Raw genomic sequence first — 26,093 nt, 5'->3', positions numbered from 1 at the left:
CTTCAGATTTTAGCACTTCATTCATTGGCCGGATTTGCCGGTCGAATTTCCAGTTTGGGCGCGACGAAGTTCATCGACGGCTTCCTTCACCGGATCGGGATAAAGCGAGGAAAAGTCGAGATCCCTGCGGACGAAGACCATGATCTCGGTCCCCTGGTCGACATAGATCGTCGGTGGGATGTTGATCGAATCCTTCAGCGCAATATTGGCCATCTCGGCCATGGTCTGCGACAGCGTCTGCTGCGCCTGCGTTTGAGCATCCGAGCTCGTCGAAGACGATGAGGAATTGCTGGATCCGTCGCTGTTGAGACCGGCGACAAAGGAAGAAACACCGCCGACCAGGCTCAAGACCGCGGCAGCCCCAAAACGCTCGAGATAGTGTTTGTCGACGAAGCCGGTGAGGCCGGAACGGCCGAGATCGTCGGTTCCATAAGAACCAAGGGCGACGGATGTGCCGTCGCTGCGAAGCGCCCGCGTCCAGACGATCAGTACCCGCGTTTGGCCACGCGCCATGCCGCTTTTGTATTCGCCGGTCAGCATGGTTCCCTTCGGCAGCAGGATGCGGCGGCCGTCGAAGGAATAGACATCGTTGGAGATCACGGCCCGCACCATGCCCGGCAAATCGGACTGGATTGCTGTCTCCAGCACCCCGCGGATCAACGTGCCTTGTGGAATAAGAGCATCGATGCGGTCGTTACGCGAGGCGGTTACTGTTTCGACGTCTTGCGAACCCACCGACTGCACAAACTTGCGATTGGGATCGTCATCAGCGCTCACGGCAGATCCCGCATTTTGCGATGATGAGGCGCCGACAACAGCGGCGGATTGGTCCCCTCTGGCCGCCTGGTCGAAGACGATCATATTCGAGCGCAACCGCGCCTGCCGAAGCTCTTCTTCCTTCTTCGCCCGTTCCGCTTCTTCTGCAGCACGACGTGCGGCGTCTTCGTCAACGGCGGGCTGGACCACGGCCGGCGCCTGGATCTTCTGCTCAATCGGTGGCGGCTGCACCACCATCGGCGTTGGTGTCGGTGGCGAGAGCACGAGCTTGTTGTCGGTTGGCGCCGGCACCGGTTTCTCCGGATCGAAGTTTAGATTGCCGGCATGGCTCGCCGTCTTGAACTCCTCGTTCGCACCGGTCTTCCTAGGCGTATTGGGTTTGATGAAGCTGACATAGCCGGCATAGGCGAGAACGACCAGCGCGGCCGATGCCAGCAAGATCGGCATAAGCTTACCGCGACGACCATCGGGGGGTCTGGCAACGGTTTCGACGATGCGCGCCTCTTCCTCGAAATCAATGGCCATGGCTGATCTCCTGCGGCCTTGATTCAGCCGGCTTCGGGGTCGTGATGTTCGGCTTTATGTTGAAGACGCAGGTCGCCACTTTGCCGGATCGCAGCGTCCATTGACCGGCGACCTTGTCGATGACGATGTAGTCGCCCTCGCGGCGATAATTGACAAGGGACTCGCTGCCATCGGATTTGACCGCGAAAAAGGCCGGCACCTCGCCACTGAACTGGAAGAAGGTCTTTGTGCCGTCGTCGAACATCGACGTCGGCCTGCTTTCCACCGCACCCTTATAGCCATAGTCATAGTTGAGCCGACCGGGATTGGCCAACGCCGCCCGGACATTCGGCATGGCCACGTTCTGGCGGGCTGTCGCCAACAAATTCGCATCAAGCGAATCCTCCGGATAAGAGAAGCGCAATTTGACGACGGCGTTCCTGGTGTTGCCGGGCTTCGCGCCATTTAAGAAGAAGGTGTAGACGCGCTTGGACGTGATGACGTTCATGTTCGTCTGCGCATCCGGCTGCAGCGGCTTGATGAACAGAAAGCGTTTCGACTGATCGGGAACCGCCTGCCAGGCGAGACTGTCACCCATGGCAACGGTTGCGATTTGTTCGTCTTGATTGAAGACGATCATCGTCGACACACCCATCATGCCGGCGAGATAGACGATATTGTCCTTCTGGAACGGCACGGTGCGGATCCGTTCGTCGGCTCTCACCGCCTGCGGCTGCACTTCGGCCAGGACGATCGGCGTGTGTGAAAGTACGCATGCTGCGATCATGCCGGCACCTAGGAGAGGACTTATCTTCACTGGTTATCCTCGTCGGGCGTCACTGTTTCCTGATCACGGCGATATTCCGTCACCTGGAAGCCAAGCGGATTGTCGAAGCGCCAGTCATTGCGCATCGGTTCGGAGGTGTATTTGAACCGGACATTCGCGACCCAATGCTCGGTCACGGTCGGACCTCCCGAACCGGAGCGCGTCGTCGAAAACCGCACTGCCGCTGTACTGTCATTCAGGAAGATGACGCTCTTGACGAAGACGGTCACTGCGGTGCTGGGGCCATAGAGTTTGACGGGATTGGTCGGGTTGGCGCCGGAATAGGTGTTGGCGAGATCCGCCGCCGCCTTGCCGGTCGAATAAAGCGACGCCAGGTCGAAATTATCCCGCAATCCCTTGGGATCATAAGTCTCGCGCGCCCGGATGAAGCGCACAATGTTCGCCCGTGTCACCGCTTCGTTCTGCGTGAGATCGCCACGCTCCTGCAGCGGCCGGCTGGCTTCGACAAAGCCAGTCGTCTTGTCGACCTCGAGCACGACGACATCGAAGGACTTGAGCGGCAGCAGCATCCACAGCAGCCCGATCGCACCCGCCAAGGCGACACCAAGCAACACGGCCACCGTCCTCCAGGCCCCGCGAGAAATAGCCACGGATCGATAGACCGAACGCTCCCAGCGCTCGCCTTCGGTATAGTAGCGGGGATCGACTGTCCCAGCAGGCGCACTGACCTCAGCCGCCTCGTGTTCACTCTTGGCCATTCTCAACTCTCCATGGCTGGCTATTGGCGCGCATTGGCGGCTGCGGCACGGACCTGTGCGGCGGCAGGATCCCCGTCACCAATGGTGGCTGGCCCGCCACGCGTGTTGTTGAACCATGATCCTCCGGCCTGACCGACGCCCCGGCCGGTAGTCGCAATCCCCAGAGCCGTCAGCGCGCCGGCTCTCCAGCCGAGTCTTGCCGCCATTACGCCGGCGGTTGCGCCAAGCGCATCGATCCTGGGGCCGCCGCCGGCGATGGCGAGCGCAATCGAGATCGAATGGGTGAGGAGGAAGGCCGTCACGATCGACATCAGCAGAAACGGCGCCAACGTCGTCATATTGGCTGCGCTGGCATCAGCGGTCAGCGCATCGACGCGGCCCTTCAGGAGAGTCAGCATGAAGCCGAGGATGACATAGACAATAATCGGCAGCAGCGCATAGCCGGCAAGGCTGGTGATCCAGCCATCGACGACCCGCGAGGTCAGATTGAAGAGGGCGCAGCACAAAACGATCGGGCCGATCGCCAGCAGGATGAACATCGTCATCTTGCCGATCATCAACAGGGTGACGGTGATGGCGCAGAGGATACAGACGACGGCGAGCACGACGATGGCCAAGATATACATGCCGACCGCGGTGATGCCGCCGGCGTCAACCATCGCCTTGACCACGGCAATACCACCATTCCAGATATCAGTCAGCCCTTGCGTGACGGACGAGCCGGAGCTGCCGTCGCCACCGCAATTGCTGCCACCGGTCGATTGGCAAACGATGGTTGCCATGCCGTCGGGGGCGGAAATCAAAGGCTGAACGATCAGAGGCTGGTAGGTGGCCCAGGAGACGATGAGCGTGTAGCAGATGAAGGCCCGGCCGAACCGCCAGACGAAGGCGCCGGCGGTCATCTGGGCGCGGCCGAACAACATCTCGTAGCCCCACCAGACGACATAAACCGTGAGACCGGCCAGGAACAGCGGCCCAAGGGAGCTGGCGAGGGTCGAATACATGGTCTGAACGGCGCTGACGCCCATGCTATCGATCTTGCCAAACAGAATATCGAAGGGGTTCATGGATCTTCCCGGCTCTAAAACACCGTCACGGCGCGATCACCAGGATTGGTGACGCGGGGATTACCAAGAGTTGTGACGCCGGGATCATCGCTGCTGATGACGCCGAGCTGGCGGACCATCGGCCCACAGCGATCGGTGAGGCCGCCGGCATAAGCCTGCGTGGAGAGGAAGCTCGTCTCAGGCGAGCATGGCGCCTTCAGCTCCTTGTGGCTGGCGCATCCGGGCAGGCCCGCGAAGGCAGCAACGACCAATGCCAGGGAGAGGATTCGAAGCGCCTGCATCATCGACCCTTTCACTGTCCGACAAAGGAGAGTTTGCCTGCGTCATAGGTCATGAACTGCGACGTCGCCGCTTCTGCCGCTAACTGCCGCATCTGTTCCGCGTTGAGCGCAGCATTGCCAGCATTGACCGCACCGACGAGCTCGTTGACCGTTTGCGCCGTCTGCGTCTGCACCTGCGAATTCTGGTCGATCGAACCTTTGATGTCGGTGGCCGTGCCGATTTGTCCCTGTACGGCCTGGAAGGCGGTGGAGCGTTGCTGGGCACCGCTTTGTGTTCCGGCAATGGAGGCCGTCAGCGCCGTCGCCGTGTTGACCAGGCCCTGATAAGCCTTGTCGCCGCGAGTGAAGGCAGCGCTGTCCGCCTGCCCAGAGAGGGTCTTGACCAGGTTAAGGCCATTCAGGATCGTTGCGGCGGTATTGCCGTACGAGCCGAGATTACCCCAGGACATCTGACCGCTGAGCAGCGTGGAAAAGTCCGGCGCATTGCCGATCGAAAAGCCGGACCCGAGTGCGGCATTGGCGATCTCGCTCGTGGAACGGTTTCCCGTGACGGCGGCAAGCGTCTTATTCACCGTCTGCAGGATGTCGCTGTTCGACGACATGATCTCGGCTGTGTTCGAGGCGGTTTTCGTGGCCTGCTCCAGCGTCGCGTTGTCGATCACCGGGACCTGGGCGTAGGCACTTGCTGTGGGAGCCAACATTGACGCCGCGAGCAAGATGCCCCTGATTGTGGTGGTGCCTCTGTTCATCTCCTGATCCTCCTGTTTATTGGCTGCCGACAAACGACACCGCGCCGGGATCGTAGGTCATGACTTTCGACGCAGCGCTTTCGGCCGCCGCCTGATCGATCAGATGCTGGTTGCGCAATTGGACGGTGGTGGTCGTTGCCTGGATCGCCTGGTTCCAGACCTGAGCCCCGGACAGGCGCGCCGTGGTATTCTGGTCGAAGGCGCCCTGCAGCGAATTGGCCGTGCCGATTGTGGTTGCCTGGGTCTTCAACGTCGCAGTATTTGCGGTGATCGCGGATGTGACCGCCGCCATGCCGCTCACCGCCTGGCCGACATTTTTGGTTTTAAGGGCCTGGATACCTTGGCCGAAGGCCAGAAGGATCGACAGGTCGGCATTGCCAATCGCGGTTCCGGAGAGTGGCGATCCGGAGACGCTGGCGCCACTGACCTGCTGCATGCCGGCAAGGTCATTCTTCGTTGTCACGCTGTTTGTCACACTGCGCGAGGGCGACACGGATGATTGCTTGAAGGTCCGAGCGCGTTGCATGCAGACGGCGGTGTTCGTCTCTTGAGTGGTCCGCGCCGCATCATTGACCGGCACCTGCGCCTGAGCAGGTGAGGGGAGGGTGCTCGTCGTCAGCAGCAGCAAGTGAACGAGATGGCTGAGCGGGCGTCTGGTCATGGCTCGTCCCCCATCGGTTCGAAGGCACTGGAAGGCTCCTGAGCCCAGCCGCAGAAATACGGCAGCCAATGTTCCGGGGCATCGCCGTAACGCCGGCGCAGCCGCTCACATTCCGCAACGGTTTCGGCGCGGCCGGACAAAACCTTGATAAACTCGGGCAGCGCTGAGAGATCGAGGCGGGCAATGACGCTGTCATGGTCATGTTTGACCAGGAACTGGCGGCTGGTCGAGGACGTGGATTTCACCCACTCGAACTCGACCTCCGAGAGACCAAATCCTCTGACATAACTGTCGCGATCGGCCTTTGGGTTGGGGAAAAAGATATTCGTCGGGCTTTGCTCGAGCAGCGTGTGCGCGATCGGCGACGTCGTGATATCGCGCGGCGACTGCGTGCCGATGCCAACAATGCCGTTTTTCTTGCGGATGGTTTTGAGCTGATCGTTGATGAAGGCGCCGGCCTTGTCGTCGCTGACGACTTTCCAGCCTTCGTCGACGAAAAGCATCATCGGCCTGATACCATCGAGCATCTGGCCGGCGCGGAAGAAGATATAACCAAGTGCGGCCGTTCTGATCTCAGGATCATCGAGGACCGCAGTCAGATCGAAACCAAAAATACCGCGGTCGGTATCCCAAAGGTCCACGGGATTGTCGAACAACCATCCGCGCGTGTCGCACCAGGCCTCAAAGCGCGAGGCGAGATCGTCACGGCCGGCGACTTCGCCGCCGCGGAGCAGATGGACAACGTCGGAGAACAGACGCTCGCGGATCGGCACGTCAAAAATCTGCCCGACGGCGCGGGCGAGGATCTTTTCCTGTTCGGGACCGAGCTTTTCCGCCTCGTCCCTCGGGCGGACGATGTAGCTTAACAGCTCATAGACAAAAGACCTGTTGTCGGGGTTATCTTCGAGCTGCAGCGGATTGAAGCCGGTCGGAATGCCAGGCTGCAGCACTTCATATTGGCCACCACAGGCACGAATAAAAATCTCGCCACCGCGGTCCTTGTCGAAGAAGGCAAAACGCGGCTGCGGTCTGACTCGCATCGCCTGCGCCAGCAAAAACAGTAGCGCCACCGTCTTGCCGGAGCCTGTCGGGCCGGTGACGATAAAATTGCCGACCTCGCCCTTATGGAAATTGAAGAAATACGGCGTCATCGACGTGGTCTGCAGCAGCGAGATCGCCGGTCCCCAATAATTGCCGCTGGGCTTGCCGAGCGCAAAATTATGAAAGGAAGCCAACCCGCAGAAATTCCGCGACGAGATCAGCGCCCGCCGGGCTATATAGGCAAAGTTTCCGGGCAGCTGCGCGAAGAAGGCCGGTTCGGCATTCAGGTCCTCGCGCACCACCACCATGCCGGCGTGCTGCAGTTCCTTGGTGATCGCCTGGGCACTGGTCTCGGTTTCCTTGATGGAATTGCCGAGCGCCATGACGGAAAGATGGTGGTAGCCCATCACAGCCCGGCCATTGACCAACTCGTCCCTGGCAATCGAAATTGCGCTTTCGAGGCTCGTGCCGCGCTCGTCCGAGACGCTGATCTGTCGCTCGATGCGATCCATCTCGGAGAGAATCGGCGCACGGTCGGCCAAGGAAAAGCTTTGCGAGAGGACGAACTCGCCCGGGATCTTTAGCAGCCCGTCGATCATGCCGGCTGCCGTATAGGGTGCGTATTCGCGGATCGACAACATCGCCCCAAAGCGGGTCTCGTTATCGCTACCGCCACGCATCTCCAGCAGGCGCCGACCGAAGGTAATGCGCCGGGTCGGCAGATATTCGTCGAGCGCCATGCGGGGGAGAGCCATGTTGACGGGCTGGCCGCCATTCAACAGCATGGCCAGAAACTCAAGCAACTCGGACGCGACACTGTGATCGCGAACCACCGCCTTCAGGATCCTGGCGCCGTAGCCTTCCATTCCCTTGACGATATTGGCGAGATGCTGGCGCAGCTCCTGACGCGCCTCACGATCGAGTGCCTGTTCGGAGACACCGGCTGCCTTGCGGAAGCGCGACAGCAACGCATCAGCAAGACCGACCTTGCCCTGGAAGCCGCGGCGGATGACCGTCAGATAGAGCTCGTTCGTGTACATGCGACTGTCGGCGAGACCCATCCGATAGCGCTCGTCGAGATCCCGGCAGAAGGGGATATCGAACTCGCCGCCGATATTCGGCGGGATGCGTCGGCGGACAATATGGGAGTAGACGGCAAAGCGGCTGTCGGCGAGCGCCCGGATCAGCGTGTTGCGCACCGTCGCCTCGACGTCGATGATCTCCTGGTCGGCCGTCTGATGGCAGAAGCCGTCGATCTTGATCACCGACAGCAGCATGCCGTCCTTGGTCCGCAAGGTTTCTTCATCGACATGCCTGAGATAGGGAATGTGGGCGGATATCGGCTTTTCCCGGCCGATCTCGGCGCCAAATCGAAGATTTCTGCGAACCGCCCTTTGCATGGAAAACTCCGTTACGGCTCATAGGAATTGCCGCCCCAGAAGTGACGGTTCTTCGTCCACGGGCATTTGGCGATCCGGACCCGAACGACGTTCGGCAGATGGGGATCGCGCACGGTGATCACGTAGGAAAGCGCGTGCAAGGGCAGGAACAGCAAGAACATGGCGAGGTTCTTGGTGTTGAGGAAGGTCATGACGACGATCATCATTTCCCCGACAAAAAGACCGATCGGCACGCCCCAGAACATCCGCGGCCGAGTGAGGCCGAGAACGAGGGGCGCCACCTCCGCCTTTGCCTGGGTCCCGCTCATCAGCCACCCAATCCGGAGGACACGGACTGGACGAGCTGGGCACCGCCGAAGATGAAGGCGATGCCGACGATAATTGAGAAGCACCAGCTCCAGGGGATGCGGCTGGTGAGCGCCATATAACCGACGGCCGCGCAGGCGATCGTCGCTGACGTCGTCGCAAAGGTTCCGGTCATGAAATTGAGGAGGGTAGTGAAGACCGAATTGATCGGCTGAAAGATGTCGCCGGCGGCATAGGCCAAATCGGCATTGCCCGTCGATATTGCAACAGCAATTCCGGCCAACGCGAAAGCTTTGACGTTGAGCGAGCGCCGAGAGACCGACCGGGCCAGATCAAAGAATTTTGTCTTCATGCCATGCTCCTTGTTGTCTATTGCACGTAGAGGACCGAGCCGCCGATCCAGTCGTGACCGCCGGTATCAGCCCTTGTTTGATTGATCGGAATGGGTTTGTCTGACGGTGGCGTTGCCGCCAGCAAATCGACGCCGGACGAACGAGCCAAAGAGTCGGGCCGAACAACCCGCCCTGCTCGCCTGCCGCTCAAGACATTGTCGAAGCCGTAGTAGGCATTGGTGACGAGGGCCGTATAAGACACGGTCTCACCGATCGATGGCACACCACGCGCTGCAACTACGCGGGCTTCTCCGGCATTGTACGCAGCAACCACAAGCATGATATTACCGCCGAACATCGCGGTCAGATCCTTGAGATAACTGACGCCGCCGCGGATGTTGTCTGCCGCATCGCAGATGTCAGACACGTCGTAGCGCGCCGCGGTCGCCGGCATCAGCTGCATGACCCCACGCGCGCCGGCCGGCGAATTGACGCGGCTGCCGAAGCCGGACTCCTGTTCGGCGATGGCGAGTGCCAGTCGACTATCAACGCCTTGCCGTGCGGCCTCTTTGACGATCAGCTGCTTGATAGTGTCCGGCTCCACGGCGCCGTCGCGGCACGCGGTGGAGGCTACGGTAGGAGCCGCAATTGGCTTGAGGTCATCTGCGCGCGTGATCGATGGGACAACGAGGCTAGCAAGCAGGAAAGCAATGTGTGCGGGGGCTCTGGACATCTGGCGTTTCCGGTTTATATTGTTCATATATATAAAATCATGATCCATGTGCAAGTGACTTCGTAAAAGAAAAGGAATGCCTATGTCTGTCGTCACTCGGTGCGGTCTCTTTGCCTCATCCGCGCTTGCCGCGTGGCTTTCCGGGCAAACGCTGGCGCAAGCCGCCGATGCGGATTGGGGCTGCCAGATCGTGTTGTGTGTGGCCGCGCAGACGCCCAGTTGGCACGGCATTCCCTATTGCGTGCCGCCAATGGAAAAGCTGATTGCCGCCATGGCGCTGCCGGGCTTTTCCTGGCCGGTCTGCACGGGCGCCGGTACCGGCGCGCCCGGATACGAGGCCTTTGAGGATTGCCCGGCCGGCTATTCGGAAGCCGAAGTCCAGTCCGGCCATGGCGGCAATTCGGAGAGCTACTGCTCCAAGTTTACGACCGAGCGTGGCGAGCGCATCGAGCTCGATCGCAAGCCGCGGACGCTGAGGGAAAAGCCTTATTATTTCGACATCCGGCAGCCGGGCGGGACGACGACGCGGGCCTGGTTCGATCTCAGTCCGTGAGACGCAGGCATCGGCATGAGCCGCAGAGGTTGAAGAAAGGTAAGGGACATGCGCAAGGAGATCTGGTTCATTCAGCGGCTTGGCCCCACCGAGATCGTCATCGCGATCATCGTGGTCGCTGGCATTGCCACGATCGGCGGAGTTTGGGTCACGGCCGAGGCGCAGCAGGTCTATGTCCATCCCCTGGACAATCTCGCCTATACCGTGCTCGTGCTGGCGTTTTACCTGCTGTTCAACGCGGTGCTGATCGGGTTTTGCTGCGCCGTGGCGATCTACCTCTTCAAATTCGCCGGTCTCGTTGTTCGCGCCACCTACCGATTTCTGCGCAGCTTGCTGGCGCAGCCGGTTCGTCTCGCACGCCTCATCACCACATTGTTTGCCGCGCTCATCGACAAGTCTCGGTCTATCGGCCGTCATCTCTCCCGCTGACTTCCACAGGACATTTTTATGAAACGAACATCTGCTCTGTTCGCCGTGACCTTGGCACTGAGTGCCGCCATTTCCGACGGCGCCTTTGCCCAGGACGGCTACAAGCTCACGCTGAAACTCACCACGAAAGACGCCGCCCAGGATCCGGACGGCGTCTGGACAGACAGCGATCTCGCCGATGCCAGGCAGATGGCGGGGACTGCGAACATCTACACCGCCCGCGTCGCCACCCCATCAGGAACCTGGCTGCTCACGCAGACCAATGGCGATTGCAATCTGCAGGGTATGTGCACGGCCTTGCTTTTGCTCATCAAAGATGGTGTGCCGCCGGTCAAGATGGCAAATCCACAAATGCCGCTGGGTGGAACTGCCATCCTGTCGGCGGATTTGAAAAAGCTCACCACTTCCGAGATCAGCGAGAATGGCAAGGCCTTTGCCGGGTCCTATGATGTGGGGCCGATCAAATGACGGCTGCCGCCTTATCGAATGCTTGGTCCCAATGGCTGCCGAACCAGAAAGACCTTTTTGCTAATCTGGGCCTCGCCATCGGCTTTGTTGCAACGCTGACTTTCGCCGGGGAAAGTGCGGTCAGCCTTCTCGCCGCCGGCATGCCAGCCGAATGCGCCGAATACGCCTCAAACGTCAGTCAAAGCGAAGGAAACTTCGCGAGCATTTCCCCCGTCGTCAACGGCACCCGCTGTTACGGTGCGTTTCAGTTCTGCGACAGCGGAACGCTGCAGGCCTATTGGGATGGCTCGCGCGAGGATTTTTTGAACAGCCCGTCGGCGCAGGTCGCCGCCTGGCAACGTTATGAACGCAGTCAGTGGTACGCGGCTCAGAAAAACGGCCTCACAAGCCTGATCGGGCAACAGGTCTGCTACCAGGGTACCTGCGCCAACATCTCGCAATCCTCGATCCTCAAGGCCTGCCAGTTCGGCTGCGGCTCAGGCGGCAAGCTTTCCAATCTCGCCAAATCCGGCCTCGACTGCAACGCGGCCGGCACGCGCGACGGCGCCGGTACCAGCGTTTGCAGTTATCTGATCTCCGGCGCCGGCTACAATGTCGGCTGCATCACCAACTCCAATGATGGTGTCGACTGCACTCCGGTGGCGGCAAACGAGGTGCAGAAATGAAAACAAGCCACATCGGAGCCGGAAAAGTGTGTCATACCGCGGTCCTGTTGGCGTTCTGCGCGTCTGCCAATGCGCAGGCGCCGCAGCCTTCGTCCCTTGTCTTTGCCGTTCCGCTGTCGGGCGTAACGTTTCTAACGGGCGACAGTTGGCAACAAGCCGGGCAGACTATGCGGCTATACGGCGTGCAGGCCTGTATCCGCGGAGCTACCTATACCGACCAGGCAGGGCAAAGGCAGGATTGCGGCGCCGTGTCGCTGGCGATGCTGGCGGCGATCGTCAAGGATACCAAACCGACATGCGCACCAGTCGCGCAAGTGATGGCACCGGCGTCCGGCCAGCCGTCCACTATCCTCGTCATCTGCTCGGCTCACATCGGCAACAACGCGCTCGACCTTGGCGCCATGCTGATCACCCGAGGTTTTGCCTTCGCCGCCCTCGAAACCACCGGCAAGCCGGTCTACCTGCCTTACAGCATCGAAGAGGGGATCGCAGAGCAGTCGCGTGTCGGCCTTTGGGCCTATCCCGACATGCCGCATCCCAATCGGGTGCTGCTTTCGCGATCAAGGAAGCCTGGATGATCCTCCCTTCGGCCGCCTGGCGGCACACGCTCCATCCAAACCAAAGGAGAATGCTTAAATGGCTGCAAATGCGACAGAGTTGACGAATTACGTCCGGTTTGCCGGTGACGGCAAAAGCCTCAGTGGCAACATCGCTTCGATCGCCTACGATCTCGACATCTCCGGCGAAGAGTATGAAAGCGCCAACGCAAAAGCTCCCGTCTACCGCCTGTTCGCCAAAAGCCCGCGCGGTAAACGGGTGGAGATCGGCGGCATCTGGAAGAAGCAGAACCAGAGTGGTGGCGACTATTTTACCCTCTCCGTCAACACCGGCTACGGCCGCCTCAACGCCAATCTAAGCGCAAATGCCCAGCATTTGTCGCGGGGCCGCTATCCCGGTCAGGATGACGAAGACCTCATGGCCATCATTCCCTGGGATTGATCACCATGGAGAGAATGCGCAAGTTCTCGGCGGTCGCCGCGGCGCTGTATTCGCTCGTCACCGCCGCGCCAGCGGACGCAGGGCCGCGATCGGCCTTTATCTCGTTTAGTGTCCACGCGACCTATTGCGAAAACAGCGCATGCGAACCGGTCACGTTGCAGATCGCCAGTGGCGACACATTCGTCATCAACCGATGGGGCAATCATCGCGAACAGGTTCGGATCGCCAACATCGATGCGCCGAACAGGCAGGCGCGATGCGTCAGGGAGAGGGAACGGGCAGATCAGGCGACAGACAGGCTTGGTCGGCTCCTGAACGGTTCGACATTCACGATGGCCCGCGTCAACACGGATCGTCGAGGAGACTCGATCGCCTTCGTTTCGGTTGACCGTCGCGATCTCGGTCACAGGCTCGTTCGTGAAGGCCTTGCCTTCCCGTGGGAGCCGCGGCATCGATCCTGGTGCTGATACAGGCGCCCTTCAATTTTCGGTAAGCTAGTCACCCGGAACTAAAGTAGGCATCATTTGTTATGCTTCTGCAGCAACGGCAGGAGTTTGATTGATGGTGGGCAGGCGAGCAGACATCGTGGTCCTGAGTGACGGGGATAGGAATTTCCTTGAATCTCAGGTGCGTCGGCATACAGCACCTCGCTCGCTGTCGGATCGATGCCGGATAGTCCTGTTGTGTGCAGAGGGCCTGGAGAGCAAGGATGTTGCCGAACGCCTCGGTGTCCACGAACATACGGTTGGCAAATGGCGTCGCCGGTTCGCGCGGGATGGCATTGACGGGCTGACTGACGAATATCGCGCAGGTCGGCCACGAACCGTCTCTGACGCGCAGGTCGCCGAAGTCATCGAACGTACGTTGAACACCACTCCGAAGGATGCCACGCACTGGTCTATCCGCTCGATGGCAGCCGACAGCGGGCTGTCGCACACCACCATCCGTCGGATCTGGACCGCATTTGGTTTACAGCCGCATCGCTCGGAGACATTCAAGCTGTCTTCCGATCCGCTGTTCGTCGACAAGGTGCAGGACATTGTCGGCCTGTATATGTCGCCGCCAAACCGGGCTGTCGTGCTATGCGTGGATGAGAAATCGCAAATCCAGGCGCTGGATCGCGAGCAGCCGGTTCTGCCCATGGCGCCGGGCGTAGCCGAGCGGCGCACCCATACCTATGTCCGCAACGGCACGACATCCCTGTTCGCCGCGCTCGACGTTGCGACTGGCGCGGTGATCGGCCAGTGCTACAAACGTCACCGGGCGACCGAATTCCTCGACTTCTTGAAGCGGATTGACGCCGAGATGCCCAAAGGGCCGGACGTGCATCTGGTGATGGACAACTATGCGACCCACAAGACGCCGAGGATCAAGGCCTGGCTCGCACGCCGCCCGCACTGGCATGTTCACTTCACGCCAACGTCCGCCTCCTGGATCAATCAGGTCGAGCGGTGGTTTGCAGAGCTGACGCGCAAGCAGTTGCAACGCGGCGTTCATCGTTCCACCGCAGAGCTGGAGGCCGACATCGAAGCGTTCATTACAACGCACAACGAGAATCCAAAGCCATACAGATGGGTGAAATCCGCCGACCAAATCCTCGCCTCGGTCAAGCGATTCTGCCAAAAAACAATGAGCCGAACTTCAGATTCGGGTGACTAGCTCCTTGCTTCAGACACCGCACAGGTGAGTTGTAATTCCATCTGGACCGCATGCATGAAGCGGCTCGCTTGCCACGAGATTTCCTCCTCTGCCATACCCTGCCGTGAGAGCGCTGCGGCAAACGCAGCTATCTCCGACCGCCAGAACCCGTTGGCTTCCTCACCATGAAGGCGCTGGAGGACTTCTGCGCATCGTTTGACTTCGGCTGTGCGCCGATCGGCAGGGAACTGTACAACGGTCATGGTGTCTTCGTCCTTGTAACTCGAATCACCTGAGGATGGCCCAGCATTGCCGCCGGATCTTGACAAATGGTGAACCAGCCGTGCATCTCGCCTCGAACTAACCGGCTGCCTTCTGCTGTGAGTCTTCGGCGCGAGACGCCTATCCCAGCGGCTTCCGAGTAATTTTCATAGCTGACGGGCCACTATCAGGACCACAATGCAGGACTCCGCAACATCTATCGGAGCTTCGGTGATATGCGCGGCCGACGGACGAAGCCATTGCCCCCTGTCCGCCTAAGCAAGGTCCATAGTGACTATTCAGCGGCTGGATTGGATTAGCGATGCAACGAGCTTGCGCCTAGAACGATGACTTGACAGATCGATGCCGACCTAAGCGTGAGGGTGCAAATTGGCGCCGGAGATCAGCGCCGCGTTTTCACTAAGCTCTGCCTTCGCGGATCTGCTTAGCAAATCGATCCGTCTCTTCTAACAGGGCGGGCACGCTCTCGCGCTCTGCCTGGGTGAGCGGCGAGACGCGTACATTCATTTCTTTCACAAGCAGCAGGAGGCCGGCGCAGCATTCCTCATAGAACGCCGTGTCCGCTTCGGGATGGTACAAGTCCATCGCCCTCTATGGCATCCCTGAGACCCAATCGTGGGACCGCTCGCCGGCGCCTCAAGAGGTCGCCCGACGGAAACGACGGTGGCGCAAGGGGATTTTTTGCGACCGGTAGAGCCGCATCACTACTGCGAATTCACCGTATTGCCCAAGGCAGCAATATGCCTACCGTCTGGCGCTGTCAGAACATATTCTCACAGGAGAGACCGATGCAGACAGCGCCCACCCTTACGCTCTACACCTACACCACCGCCGCCAATCTTGGTGAAGCACGCTGGAATGATCGCGACCGTGCCGATCAGTTTTTCGAGGATGTGGAATCAGCCAAACGCGATTTGCTGGAGGTGCGGGACGAGATTGCGGAAGACGATGAAACTGGCCCCACGGCTATTTGCCTCGAAAGGATCGAAACGATTCCCATGACGGAAGCGGCAATACTGGCGTTGCTCAATGACGGGGTGGGCGCAATCGTCCACCGCTACGAGATCATCGAGACGATCGACGTGACGTGATCTTAATAGTGGTTATCTGGCATCCTGACCTAAAGAGTCGACCTCGGCCGGTTGTGTCGCTCGCACTCGATTCAGTACCGACAAGATCAGCCTCATTCAGCGAGGCTGATACCTCCTCATCGTCCTCTTCACCGCCCGGCACCATGATGGTTTGACGGTCCGCAGCCGCTGGTTCCTTGCCAGAGAAGTTCACGCTGTGCGGGCTTGACGTGGACAGGGACCGCTCGCGCTGGAGCCGGTATACCGGCGGCGCATAAACAAGTGCAAGAAGCCGACGGGCTTGGCTGACATCCTTTGGCCCCCTGCCAGAAGACGCAGCCCATCTCCATCAAAGTCCTGCCGCAACGAAATCGCCGAACCCATCGCAAACCTCCCGTTTGCGCCATCGATTCAGATTCGTTAGCTTTTGGGAATCCCGTGAGGGTTGGCACGAAACTCCTTCATTCGATCAACTTCCTCAAAAGTGGCGAGACAAGCGAACGATTTGATCGCCGGGACGAATCGAAGACATTCGATGTGTCACAGCGACGATGGTGAGGTCGCCCGCCAGATCTCGAAGCCCGTCCATTATCTGCTGCTCGGTGTCGTCGTCGAGCGCCGACCCAGCTTCGTCAAGAACGAGGATGGAGGGCTCACCATAGAGGGCTCTCGCGATAGCGATGCGTTGGCGTTCGCCGCCGGATAATTTCATTCCGCGCTCACCCACAATGGTCTCGAATCCCTGTGGCATAGCATCAATACGGGACAGGATTGATGCCTCTTTCGCCACCTTGCGCAACCGATCAGGATCAAACGGACGCCCCAGCACAATATTGACCAATAGCGTATCGTTTAAGAGCGTCACATCCTGCGGCACGACACCGAGATGGGCGAACCAGTCATCGCTTGAAATGCGCGCGATGTCGCCTCCATCTGCCAAAATTCTGCCCTCCATTGGTTCAAGTCCCTTTAACAGCAATCGGAGAACGGTAGACTTGCCCGAGCCGGTTTCGCCTACGAGAAAGGTTGGCGTTCCCCGCCGAACGGTGAAGGAGAGGTTGGATATGCCACGTCCGTTCGGGTACCGGAAAGTAACGTTCTCGAAAATGAGCGAGCCTTGCGAAGGATGGTAAGAAGCAGCATTGGCGGGCTCTGCGGCTTCCGAAGCGATCCACATCTTCGCCAGCGGGCGAAACCGTGCCGCGGCCTCAACCGTCTCCTTAATCGCCATTCCTACGAGGTGAAATGGTTCGTTGAGCTGGATCAGAAGCGTATTGAACAGCACGATATCGCCAATAGAGAGGAATTTTGCTTGATAACGTGGCACGAGGATTAGGAAAGTCACCGCAAGCTGAAGCGATGCGACCATCCCGAGGATTATAGAAAAGCCGCTACTAACCAATGCGTATCGTCGCCAGTTGATGTAGGCGTCCGCGGCACCCTTCGCGAATCTCGCCGTCATCCACGATTCCCCCCGCGTCTGGCGCAGGGTGTCGATAATGGTGACAGCATTGCCGACGAGACTTGCGTTCTCTTGGCTACGCTCTGTCGCCGCATCTAGAAAGAGATTTACGCGTCCTACCCTCACATAGTCTAAGACGATCACGATGACACCGTAGGCGAGGACGATAAGGGCGATCTCCCAGCTTACCAAATGGGCGAGAAGCGCGGCACTCAAGGTGATCTGCACGAACCCAGGCAGAAGACCGCCGACAATGAGCTCCGTTATAATGTTGAGTGTCTGCTCGCCCTGTTGCCGAGCCGCGCCGATCTCGGTGGCACTGTGATTTAGAAAGAATGTGTGGGTCTTGCGAAGTAGGCGGACGAAGAACGCTAAGTTGGCAACGAAGCACAACCGCTCAGCGCACATAAATATAAGAAAGCGAGAAGCTTGGCTGAACGCAGCCGCCACACCGAAGACGACAGCATAAAGCAGAAGGGTTTCCAGAGCGACACCTGCGTCCGTTGCCCTTGAGAGTTCGTCCACCGCATATGAAAAGAGATATGGCGTAGCGATCGAAGCACTGGCACCGATCAAAGTTACGAGGATCACAATTATCGTGGTTCCGCGAGCATCTCGCCAATAGTCGATCAGAAGCGAACGCACGATAGGTATGATCGGTGGCCGGACCTCTTTCATAGACCCCTCCGCTTGGCTGAGAATGGATCGTTCGTTGCAACACTCGAGCTATAGTCAACGTTCCAGCCGATAGGTACTGTGCAGCCGCGTTACATATAGAAGCGAAGTCACCGTGGCCGGCCGCGCAAATTGAGAGGAAATGCACCTGATGACCGAAGCTTGGACACCATCGGCTGAGAATAGTCGAGCAAAACTGAATTCATTGACCTGACTGACAAAAATTCCCGCGGAGAGACCTTCTTGCAGAAATGAAGCTGCGCCGCATAGTTTCGGTCAGGCCGGTCGGTAATTGTGCCGTCAACTTCCCAAATAGGGTGTCGCTTTGGCCTTCTTTTTCGCTTCTGCATCCCCGTGATGGTCGCCTTCCCTAGCTCTGCATTGGGTCGAATGAGAATAACGACGCTAACGCCGTCGCCACTGGCACTCTCAATCTACGATCGTCCTTTCACTTGCGAACATCGGACCTCACGACAGATCTTATCTCATGTCTTAATGATGCCGGAAAAACGTCAGTCCGCAACCGGTAGGTTGGACTTCGATTAGCCGCGGACAACGAAACCCGCCTTACGATCACCGCTTGGCGCATTTCGTAAAACCTGAGTTAGATTTTTTTTGGACATGCTCTCACAATTCTGAAAAGTGGCATAAGGGAAAGCTGCTGAGGGGGCATGGGCCCAAGCGGCGGTGACCTGCTGTCAACTGGCAGAGTGACGTAGCAACGAGAATGAGCTGGATCTCTTGCGCCAACACTCCCTTTCCGCGTGCTATGAGAAGGCTAGCCACGGCGGCCGTGCCACAATAATGCTCATCTTCATCATGACCTGTCCTCGACAAAATCGACCGGAAAGCTTAGGTCGCCGACGTCATTGCCCGCATCGCCGGCCTTCCAGTTCCCCCTATACAAACTGCTGCCATAGGCTCTGAAAGGGCTGGCGAGGCCGAAAAGACCCGGAACCACCACGTCGCCTGAGCGACAGCCTCCCTATGCGTAGATACTGAGGCACAGCGCGCGAAGCGCATTCACCGGACAGATCTACCTGATTTAAACAATAAATTGGTTCATCGATCTGGCAAAGTGTACTGTCTTGGGGCATTGGGCTCTACTTACAGGCGTCCAACCCGGTAGCCCGCAAAGCTGTGGGAAACGCGGATTCCGGCGAGCTGCTAACTCGCAGGCATACCCAGAGTGGAAGTCGTGGTTAGTCTAAAATTTTGACTCAACCGGAACGGCTAATTTGGAGAGTCAGGATTAACTTTTTTCTGTGGCTCGACCGAGAGGTCGCGCCGACGTAGTTCGGCGCGCACAGAAAATAGCGGCGGGCGCTTTGTCGACATGAGGGGAATCCGCCCGGACGCCGGCAGATCTGATCAGGCATTACATGCCTCGAACACGCTCTCGCCCTCGACGGCTTAACACGCCAAGAAACTATCAGATGGTTAAGATGAGGAATCATAATGGCCAATCGGTTTCGTCAGGACAGGATCCACGATCGCAGTTTAGAGCCCTGGCATGCGCAACTTTCTGGAGTGTCCTCGGAACTCTCAAGCATCTTCATCGGCAGTGGTACGCTGGCGATTCGATGTGCCCAGATCGCAATCGAAATGGGTTATTCAATCCGAGCAGCGCTGTGTGCTGACCGGATATTTCGCGGTTGGGTTGCCCATAGTGGTATACCATGCTTGGAAAGCATGGAGGAGTTATCGGCATTCGTACATGCAGAACGTGTAGATTCAATATTTTCCGTTGCCAACCCATTCATTTTGCCAAAAAATGTGTTTGCTCAAGCCCGACAAGGCGCTTTCAATTATCATGACGGCCCTCTGCCAAAATATGCAGGAACTAACGCGACATCGTGGGCCCTTCTTGCCCAAGAGTCTGAACATGCCATTGTTTGGCATCGCATTGATGCTGGAATTGATACCGGTGAAGTTCTTATTCAGCGGCCGGTGTTCATTGCGTCAACCGACACAGCATTAACGCTGAATCTTAAATGTTATGAAGCCGCTATAGCAGGGTTTGCCGAACTCCTTGAAGGCTTGATCGATGGGGGGCTCAAAGCCCAGCCACAAAAACTTCAAAATAGAAGTTACTTTCCAAAGTGCCGACGGCCTGAGGCTGCGGGGTGCATAAAATGGGATCAATCCGCACAAGCTTTGGCAGCGTTGGTGCGTAGCTTAGACTTTGGGCCGTATTATTTCAACCCGTTGTGCTCGTCCAAGGTGCTTATAGCTAATGACGCTGTCGAAGTCCGGCGGCTAGAGGTGTCGACGCCGCGCTCTGGACTTCCATCGGGTTCGTTGCTTGAGATCCATCACGAGCACTGGCGCGTGGCGACAGCAACCGACAATATTGATATTTGGTTCGGCAGTTCTGATGATCAGCTCATCGATACAGTAGCACTTGCCAGGCAGTTCAATCTCGATGTGGGCGCTCGCCTTCCAATTATCGGCGACGATCAGGCAAAGAGCATAACTAGAGCATTTGAAACGCTAGCCCCACAAGAGGAATTCTGGCGACAACGGCTGCAACGATTCAAGTTGTTGCAGCTTCCATTTTCAACATCTTCCGCGTCTGCAGTTTCGTCTACTTGGCATTTGAGTGGAGCACTGGTTCCAAGCGCCTTGACCAAGTTGTCGTCAATATATCGGACAGAATGTCTAATCAGCGCGTGGCTGATCTATCTTGCCCGTGTCACAGGCGAATCAGAACTCCAGCTGGGATGGGCCACAACCTCGAATGCCTCGAGGATAGGGTTGATTGCAGAAGAAGCGCTCCTCGCCTCGGTGGTCCCAATGGAAGTGTCCATTGACCTTAACTGCAATTTCAACGAAGTGCGCAAGGCTGTTGCTGGCGAATGCCTTCTCTTGAAGGAGAACGACAGCTTTGTGCGAGACCTCATCTGGCGCGACCCCAAGTTACAGAGTATTGAAGGACTTCAATCATCCCAACCGTGGTCGATTGGTATCACGGTAACCACATATAATAGCGTCGGCGCCAGTGATTTGCATTCCGGGAGCATCCCGGCTGGCGCTGCTCTTACAATGGTTGTTTGCTCGACGGACGGGAGCTTTCGATGGCACTTTGATGCTAGCCGATTGGCGCCGAAGCAGATCGACCGCATCACGCAGCACCTCGAAAATCTATTGCATGCAGCGTTAGCCGATGCGGGCCAGCCGGTCGGTCGCATCGACATCCTGCCGGCCGACGAGCGGACCTACCTTTTGGAGGAGCTGAACCGGACGCAGGCGCCTTATCCTGCGGACAGATGCATCCACGAGCTGTTCGAGCAGCAGGTCCGCCGCGCCCCCGATGCCATCGCCCTTGTCCATGAAGACGAAGAGCTGAGTTATGGCGAACTCAATGCGCAGGCCAACCGCCTGGCGCATCATCTGATCGCCCTTGGGGTCAAGCCGGACCAGCCGGTGGCGATCTGCCTTCAGCGCAGCCCGGCCATGGTGGTGGGGCTGCTGGCGATCCTCAAGGCAGGCGGCGCCTACGTGCCGCTCGACCCGGCCTATCCGTCTCAGCGGCTGATCCAGGTGCTTGAGGATGCAGACCCACGGCTTATGCTTTGCGATGCCGCCGGCCGCCAAGCCCTCGGCCCAGAGGCGATCGCCGGTCTGACGCTGGTCGATCTGCAGACCGCAACACCGGCCTGGGCCGAACTGCCGGCCACAGACCCAGAGCCGCACGCCCTTGGCCTCACCGCCCGCCATCTCGCCTACGTCATCTATACCTCCGGCTCCACCGGAACACCAAAAGGCGTCATGGTCGAGCATCAGAGCGTGGCGAATTATCTGCAATGGTCACTTCTTACATATTATAAGCAAGATTCGAATGGCTCACCTTTACTACATTCGCTGAGCTTTGACGGAATTATTACCACTTTGTTCGGACCTCTTTTGGCAGGTGCGCGATTACATTTGTTCAAACCTTCTGGTCAGCTAGATTCCGTTACTCGCTTAAGGGAAGCTAAGACCTATGATTTGATCAAGCTAACACCGACGCACTTGAGTGTGTTGAACAAGCTTCTTGAAGATTACGACGGACCCGCACCGACAAAGGCACTGATGGTCGGCGGCGAAGCCTTGGTTCCTGCAGATATACACTTTTGGCAACAGCGCTTTCCCAACGTACGTCTGATCAATCATTTTGGTCCCACCGAAGCCACAGTTGGATGTAGCACGTTCGAGATAGTCACTGAGGTCGGTGGACTACGCTCAATTCCCATTGGCCGACCGATCGCCAACACGCGGCTCTATCTGCTGGACGGCGATGGCGCGCCCGTTCCGTTTGGGGCGGTGGGTGAGCTCTATATCGGCGGGGCCGGCGTTGCGCGCGGCTATCTCAACCGGCCGGAGCTGACGGCCGAGCGGTTTTTGGCCGATCCGTTCTGCAACGAGCCCGGCGCCCGCCTGTACCGCACCGGCGATCTGGCCCGCTATCTGCCCGACGGCAATCTGGAATTCCTCGGCCGCAACGACGAGCAGGTGAAGATCCGCGGCTTCCGCATCGAGCCGGGCGAGATCGCCGCACGGCTTTGCGAGCATGAGCTCGTCGGCGATGCGGTGGTGGTGGCGCAAGAGGACCGCGCCGGCGACCGGCGGCTCGTCGCCTATGTGGTGTGTGCACCTGGGGCAGGGTTGGACGACGAGGACGCAAGTGCGCTTGCCGGCGCCCTGCGCACGCATCTCAGTGCCCGACTGCCCGACTACATGGTGCCGGCCGCCTTCGTGCGGATCGATACCCTGCCGCTGACGCCAAACGGCAAGCTCGACCGCAAGGCGCTGCCGGTTCCCGACGACGACGCCTATGCGCGCACCGCCTATGAGGCGCCGCAAGGCGAGCTCGAGACCAGCCTGGCCCAGATCTGGGCCGAGCTGCTCGGCGTCGAGAAGGTCGGACGCCACGACCACTTCTTCGAACTCGGCGGACACTCGCTGCTCGCCGTGCAGTTGATAGAGCGTCTGCGGCGGCTGTCGCTCGGCATCGAGGTGCGCACCCTGTTTGCCAAACCGGTGCTGTCCGATCTGGCCGCCAGCCTCGGCAGCCATCACGAGGTGACGGTCCCGGCCAACCTGATCGGCGAGCACAGTACGGCAATCACGCCAGAGATGCTGCCGCTGATCGATCTTACCCAACAGGAGATCGACCGGATCGTGGAAACGGTGCCCGGCGGCGTCGGCAACATCCAGGATATCTATGCCCTGTCGCCGTTGCAGGACGGCATCCTGTTCCATCATCTTCTGGCCAGCCGCGGTGATCCCTATCTGCTGGTATCGCAGATGGCCTTTGCCGACCGTGACCTGCTGGAGCGCTATCTCGGCGCGCTCCAAAAGGTGGTCGACCGTCACGACATCCTGCGCACGGCCTTTGTCTGGGAGGGCCTGTCGAGCCCGGCGCAAGTGGTGTGGCGCAAGGCGCCGCTCGAGGTAGACGAGGTCGAGCTGGATGGCTGTGATGGTTCCGGCGCCGCTGAGCTCAGGCACCGGTTCGATCCGCGTCAGTATCGCATCGATTTGGCCCGGGCACCCTTGATGCGGTTCGTGATCGCGCCCGAGCCGGGTGGCGGCGGGCGCTGGCTGCTTTTGGAGCTGCGGCATCATCTGATCGGCGACCACACGACGCTGGAAGTGATGCATGCCGAGGTCGAGGCCGTGCTGCAGGGCCGCGCGCACGAACTGCCGGCGCCGCAGCCGTTCCGCAATCTGGTGGCGCAGGCGCGGCTGGGAATTGATGCCAAGGCGCATGAAGAGTTCTTCCGGGGGATGCTGGCCGACATTGACGAGCCGACCCTGCCGTTCGGACTGAGCGAGGTCCATGGCGATGGCAGCAGATCTGGCGAAGCGCGGCGGATGCTGCCGCAGGCGCTCAACGATCGGCTACGCGGCCAGGCGCGGCGGCTGGGGGTGAGCCTGGCGAGCCTGTGCCATCTGGCCTGGGGGCAGGCGCTGGCGCTGAGCAGTGGCCAAGAGCAGGTGGTGTTCGGCACGGTGCTGTTCGGCCGCATGCATGCCGGTACCGGTGCAGACCGTGCCATGGGCCTGTTCATGAACACCCTGCCTGTGCGGCTCGATCTCGACGGGACCGGGGTCGAGGAGAGTGTTCGCATTACCCATGGCCGGCTTTCCGAGCTGCTGGCGCACGAGCATGCCTCGCTGGCACTGGCGCAACGCTGCAGCGGAATTGCAGCACCGGCACCGCTGTTCAGCGCCCTGTTGAACTATCGTCACAACAACATGCCAGCGCCAGGGGGCACGGACGATATCCTCTCCGGCATGGAATGGCTGGGCAGCGAGGAACGCACCAACTATCCGCTGACCCTGTCGGTGGAGGATTTTGGCGAGGCGCTCGGCCTGACGGCGGAAGTGGCCGAGCCCATCTCTGCGGAGCGGGTCTGCGGTTATATGCAGCACGTGCTCGAGCAACTGGCCGAAGCACTGGAGCATGCCCCCGATATGCCGGTGTGCGATCTCGACATCCTGCCGGCCGAGGAGCGGACCTATCTGCTGGAGGATCTGAACCGGACGCAGGCGCCTTATCCTGCGGACAGATGCATCCACGAGCTGTTCGAGCAGCAGGCAGCCAAGACGCCGGACGCGGTGGCGGTGGTCCATGAGGACGAGCACCTGAGCTATGGCGAACTCAATGCCCGGGCCAACCGCCTGGCGCATCATCTGATCGCGCTTGGCGTCAGGCCGGACCAGCCGGTGGCGATCTGCCTTCAGCGCAGCCCGGCCATGGTGGTGGGGCTGCTGGCGATCCTCAAGGCAGGTGGTGCCTACGTGCCGCTCGACCCGGCCTATCCGTCTCAGCGGCTGATCCAGGTTCTTGAGGATGCAGACCCACGGCTTATGCTTTGCGATGCGGCCGGCCGCGCAGCCCTCGGCCCAGAGGCGATCGCCGGTCTGACGCTGGTCGATCTCGATACCGCCACCCCGGCCTGGGCCGAACTGCCGGCCATGGACCCAGAGCCGCACGCCCTCGGGCTCACCTCACGCCATCTCGCCTACATCATCTATACCTCCGGGTCCACCGGAACGCCAAAGGGCGTCATGGTCGAGCACCAAAGCACCGTGAACCTGCTCCATTGGAACAGCGGCGTGTTTGCGGAATCCGAGACTAGCCGCATGCTGGGTTCCACCTCGATCAGCTTTGACCTGTCCGTCTATGAGTGCTTCGTTCCGCTTTCGCAGGGAGGCACGCTGTATCTTGTCGACAATGCGCTGGCATTGGCACAGGCGCCTCTGGATGTCTCCTTGATCAACACAGTCCCTTCGGCGATCGCTTCCCTGCTTGACAAACGGGCCGTGCCAGCCTCGACAAGCGTCATCAACTTGGCGGGCGAGCGGTTGAAGGCGGATCTGATCGAGAGGGTCTTCGAGAGCACCTGGATAGAGACGATCTGCAATCTGTACGCTCCTTCCGAGACGACAACCTATTCGACCTGGATGCGCATGGCGAGGGGAGAGGCTGTCGTTGAGACGATCGGCCGCCCGATTGCCAACACGCGGCTCTATCTGCTGGACGGTCATGGTGCACCGGTTCCGTTCGGGGCGGTGGGCGAGCTCTACATTGGCGGGGCCGGCGTTGCGCGCGGCTACCTCAACCGGCCGGAGCTGACGGCCGAGCGGTTTTTGGCCGATCCGTTCAGTGACGAAGCCGGCGCCCGCATGTACCGCACCGGCGATCTGGCCCGCTATCTGCCGGACGGCAATCTGGAGTTCCTCGGCCGCAACGACGAGCAGGTGAAGATCCGCGGCTTCCGCATCGAGCCGGGCGAGATCGCCGCCCGGCTTTGCGAGCACGCCTTCGTGCGCGAGGCCGTCGTGGTGGCGCAACAGGACCGCGCCGGCGACAAGCGGCTCGTCGCCTATGTGGTCTGTGCGCCCGAGGCCGGATCGTACGAGGAAGATGGTGCGCAGCTTGCTGCCTCCCTGCGCGCCTATCTGGGTAGCCTGCTGCCGGACTACATGGTGCCCTCGGCCTTCGTGCGGATCGATAGCTTGCCGCTGACACCGAACGGCAAGCTCGACCGCAAGGCACTGCCGGTTCCAGGCGACGACGCCTATGCACGCACCGCCTATGAGGCGCCACGCGGCGAGGTCGAGACGATGCTGGCCGGGATCTGGGCCGAGCTTCTCGGTCTCGAGCGGGTCGGACGCCACGACAACTTCTTCGAACTCGGCGGCCATTCGCTGCTCGCCGTAAGGCTCTTGAGCCGGCTGTCGCTGGCTTTTGGTGTCGAGCTGCCGCTGAGAACCCTGTTTGCCGAACCGGTGCTCGCGCACTTTGCCCGTGAAATCTCTATCACCTTGATTGAACAAGAATTCGATGGTGACGAGCTTGAAAAGCTGGTCTCTCTAGGAGCTAGATGATGACAAATTTAGTTAGGACCGGCTTAGAAAACCTGGACGACGAAAGCTTGGCCCGGCTTTTCCTAGTTGCAAAA

General features: G+C 59.5%; 24 protein-coding genes. 10 read left to right on the top strand and 14 right to left on the bottom strand.

Annotated features, from left to right (window positions below; translation table 11 throughout):
• Positions 1-21: 21 nt before the first annotated feature.
• From virB10 to CCGE525_RS37260, 11 genes are read right to left on the bottom strand one after another with little or no spacing between them, the layout of a single operon-like run.
• Entirely contained in the window at positions 22-1,302 is a 1,281-nt protein-coding gene (virB10, locus tag CCGE525_RS37310; protein WP_120709293.1) for a type IV secretion system protein VirB10, read from the bottom strand.
• The gene (locus tag CCGE525_RS37305; RefSeq protein WP_120709292.1) at positions 1,292-2,068 is read right to left on the bottom strand and encodes a TrbG/VirB9 family P-type conjugative transfer protein; all 777 of its coding nucleotides are present in this window, start codon (positions 2,066-2,068) and stop codon (positions 1,292-1,294) included. Before CCGE525_RS37305 ends, virB10 begins: the two co-directional genes overlap by 11 nt.
• A gap of 26 nt (positions 2,069-2,094) precedes the next feature.
• On the bottom strand, positions 2,095-2,826 hold the full coding sequence (locus tag CCGE525_RS37300) for a VirB8 family type IV secretion system protein (protein WP_120709291.1): 732 nt from the start codon (positions 2,824-2,826) through the stop codon (positions 2,095-2,097).
• 20 nt (positions 2,827-2,846) lie between these two features.
• Positions 2,847-3,893 carry a TrbL/VirB6 family protein gene (locus tag CCGE525_RS37295; protein ID WP_245472530.1) on the bottom strand — a complete coding sequence of 349 codons (1,047 nt, stop codon included), beginning with the start codon at positions 3,891-3,893 and terminating at the stop codon, positions 2,847-2,849.
• A 14-nt stretch (positions 3,894-3,907) separates the two neighbouring features.
• Complete coding sequence (locus CCGE525_RS37290) at positions 3,908-4,177, bottom strand: hypothetical protein (RefSeq protein WP_205587543.1); 270 nt, start codon at positions 4,175-4,177, stop codon at positions 3,908-3,910.
• Positions 4,178-4,185: 8 nt separating this feature from the next.
• Positions 4,186-4,923 (bottom strand): type IV secretion system protein, encoded by a 738-nt coding sequence (locus CCGE525_RS37285; protein ID WP_120709290.1) that lies wholly within the window; start codon positions 4,921-4,923, stop codon positions 4,186-4,188.
• 16 nt (positions 4,924-4,939) lie between these two features.
• Entirely contained in the window at positions 4,940-5,584 is a 645-nt protein-coding gene (locus CCGE525_RS37280) for a hypothetical protein (RefSeq protein WP_245472527.1), read from the bottom strand.
• Complete coding sequence (locus CCGE525_RS37275) at positions 5,581-8,025, bottom strand: VirB4 family type IV secretion/conjugal transfer ATPase (protein ID WP_120709289.1); 2,445 nt, start codon at positions 8,023-8,025, stop codon at positions 5,581-5,583. Before CCGE525_RS37275 ends, CCGE525_RS37280 begins: the two co-directional genes overlap by 4 nt.
• Before the next feature lie 11 nt (positions 8,026-8,036).
• Positions 8,037-8,333 (bottom strand): VirB3 family type IV secretion system protein, encoded by a 297-nt coding sequence (locus tag CCGE525_RS37270; RefSeq protein WP_120709288.1) that lies wholly within the window; start codon positions 8,331-8,333, stop codon positions 8,037-8,039.
• Entirely contained in the window at positions 8,333-8,683 is a 351-nt protein-coding gene (locus tag CCGE525_RS37265; RefSeq protein WP_120709287.1) for a TrbC/VirB2 family protein, read from the bottom strand. Before CCGE525_RS37265 ends, CCGE525_RS37270 begins: the two co-directional genes overlap by 1 nt.
• 17 nt (positions 8,684-8,700) lie before the next feature.
• Positions 8,701-9,396 (bottom strand): lytic transglycosylase domain-containing protein, encoded by a 696-nt coding sequence (locus tag CCGE525_RS37260; RefSeq protein ID WP_120709286.1) that lies wholly within the window; start codon positions 9,394-9,396, stop codon positions 8,701-8,703.
• Positions 9,397-9,478: 82 nt separating this feature from the next.
• Here CCGE525_RS37260 and CCGE525_RS37255 point away from each other — a divergent pair, with 82 nt between their 5' ends.
• The 8 genes from CCGE525_RS37255 (at position 9,479) to CCGE525_RS37220 (ending at position 14,169) form a co-directional block, all read left to right on the top strand.
• On the top strand, positions 9,479-9,949 hold the full coding sequence (locus CCGE525_RS37255; protein ID WP_245472525.1) for a hypothetical protein: 471 nt from the start codon (positions 9,479-9,481) through the stop codon (positions 9,947-9,949).
• A 48-nt stretch (positions 9,950-9,997) separates the two neighbouring features.
• Positions 9,998-10,378, top strand: a complete 381-nt coding sequence (locus CCGE525_RS37250; protein WP_120709284.1) for a hypothetical protein — start codon at positions 9,998-10,000, stop codon at positions 10,376-10,378.
• 18 nt (positions 10,379-10,396) lie between these two features.
• Positions 10,397-10,846 carry a hypothetical protein gene (locus CCGE525_RS37245; RefSeq protein ID WP_120709283.1) on the top strand — a complete coding sequence of 150 codons (450 nt, stop codon included), beginning with the start codon at positions 10,397-10,399 and terminating at the stop codon, positions 10,844-10,846.
• Complete coding sequence (locus CCGE525_RS37240) at positions 10,843-11,511, top strand: acyltransferase (protein ID WP_120709282.1); 669 nt, start codon at positions 10,843-10,845, stop codon at positions 11,509-11,511. The genes CCGE525_RS37245 and CCGE525_RS37240 overlap by 4 nt, the downstream gene beginning before the upstream one ends.
• A 26-nt stretch (positions 11,512-11,537) precedes the next feature.
• Positions 11,538-12,089 (top strand): thermonuclease family protein, encoded by a 552-nt coding sequence (locus tag CCGE525_RS37235; RefSeq protein ID WP_245472524.1) that lies wholly within the window; start codon positions 11,538-11,540, stop codon positions 12,087-12,089.
• Between the two features lie 58 nt (positions 12,090-12,147).
• On the top strand, positions 12,148-12,510 hold the full coding sequence (locus tag CCGE525_RS37230) for a DUF736 family protein (RefSeq protein ID WP_120709280.1): 363 nt from the start codon (positions 12,148-12,150) through the stop codon (positions 12,508-12,510).
• A 5-nt stretch (positions 12,511-12,515) separates the two neighbouring features.
• Positions 12,516-12,977, top strand: a complete 462-nt coding sequence (locus tag CCGE525_RS37225) for a thermonuclease family protein (RefSeq protein WP_120709279.1) — start codon at positions 12,516-12,518, stop codon at positions 12,975-12,977.
• A 94-nt stretch (positions 12,978-13,071) separates the two neighbouring features.
• Positions 13,072-14,169: an IS630 family transposase gene (locus tag CCGE525_RS37220; protein ID WP_120709278.1), complete on the top strand. Its 1,098-nt coding sequence runs from the start codon at positions 13,072-13,074 to the stop codon at positions 14,167-14,169.
• Here the strand turns inward: CCGE525_RS37220 and CCGE525_RS39450 are convergent.
• Both CCGE525_RS39450 and CCGE525_RS37205 read right to left on the bottom strand, forming a co-directional pair.
• The gene (locus CCGE525_RS39450) at positions 14,166-14,411 is read right to left on the bottom strand and encodes a DUF6074 family protein (RefSeq protein ID WP_120709277.1); all 246 of its coding nucleotides are present in this window, start codon (positions 14,409-14,411) and stop codon (positions 14,166-14,168) included. The genes CCGE525_RS37220 and CCGE525_RS39450 overlap by 4 nt on opposite strands.
• Before the next feature lie 418 nt (positions 14,412-14,829).
• Positions 14,830-15,009, bottom strand: coding sequence for a hypothetical protein (locus CCGE525_RS37205; RefSeq protein ID WP_162950460.1), 180 nt, complete (start codon positions 15,007-15,009; stop codon positions 14,830-14,832).
• Between the two features lie 209 nt (positions 15,010-15,218).
• On the opposite strand from CCGE525_RS37205, the gene CCGE525_RS37200 reads away from it, so the two are divergent.
• Complete coding sequence (locus CCGE525_RS37200) at positions 15,219-15,521, top strand: hypothetical protein (RefSeq protein ID WP_120709275.1); 303 nt, start codon at positions 15,219-15,221, stop codon at positions 15,519-15,521.
• A 457-nt stretch (positions 15,522-15,978) separates the two neighbouring features.
• Here the strand turns inward: CCGE525_RS37200 and CCGE525_RS37195 are convergent, their stop codons facing one another.
• Positions 15,979-17,640 (bottom strand): ABC transporter ATP-binding protein, encoded by a 1,662-nt coding sequence (locus CCGE525_RS37195; protein WP_120709274.1) that lies wholly within the window; start codon positions 17,638-17,640, stop codon positions 15,979-15,981.
• A gap of 1,689 nt (positions 17,641-19,329) precedes the next feature.
• Here CCGE525_RS37195 and CCGE525_RS37190 point away from each other — a divergent pair.
• Positions 19,330-26,019, top strand: a complete 6,690-nt coding sequence (locus tag CCGE525_RS37190) for a non-ribosomal peptide synthetase (RefSeq protein WP_245472541.1) — start codon at positions 19,330-19,332, stop codon at positions 26,017-26,019.
• Positions 26,020-26,093 lie beyond the last annotated feature (74 nt).

Source organism: Rhizobium jaguaris, assembly GCF_003627755.1.
GTDB classification, from domain to species: domain Bacteria; phylum Pseudomonadota; class Alphaproteobacteria; order Rhizobiales; family Rhizobiaceae; genus Rhizobium; species Rhizobium jaguaris.
Note: the sequence above shows the minus strand (reverse complement) of the source record. Positions and strands in the feature narration are given on the sequence as shown.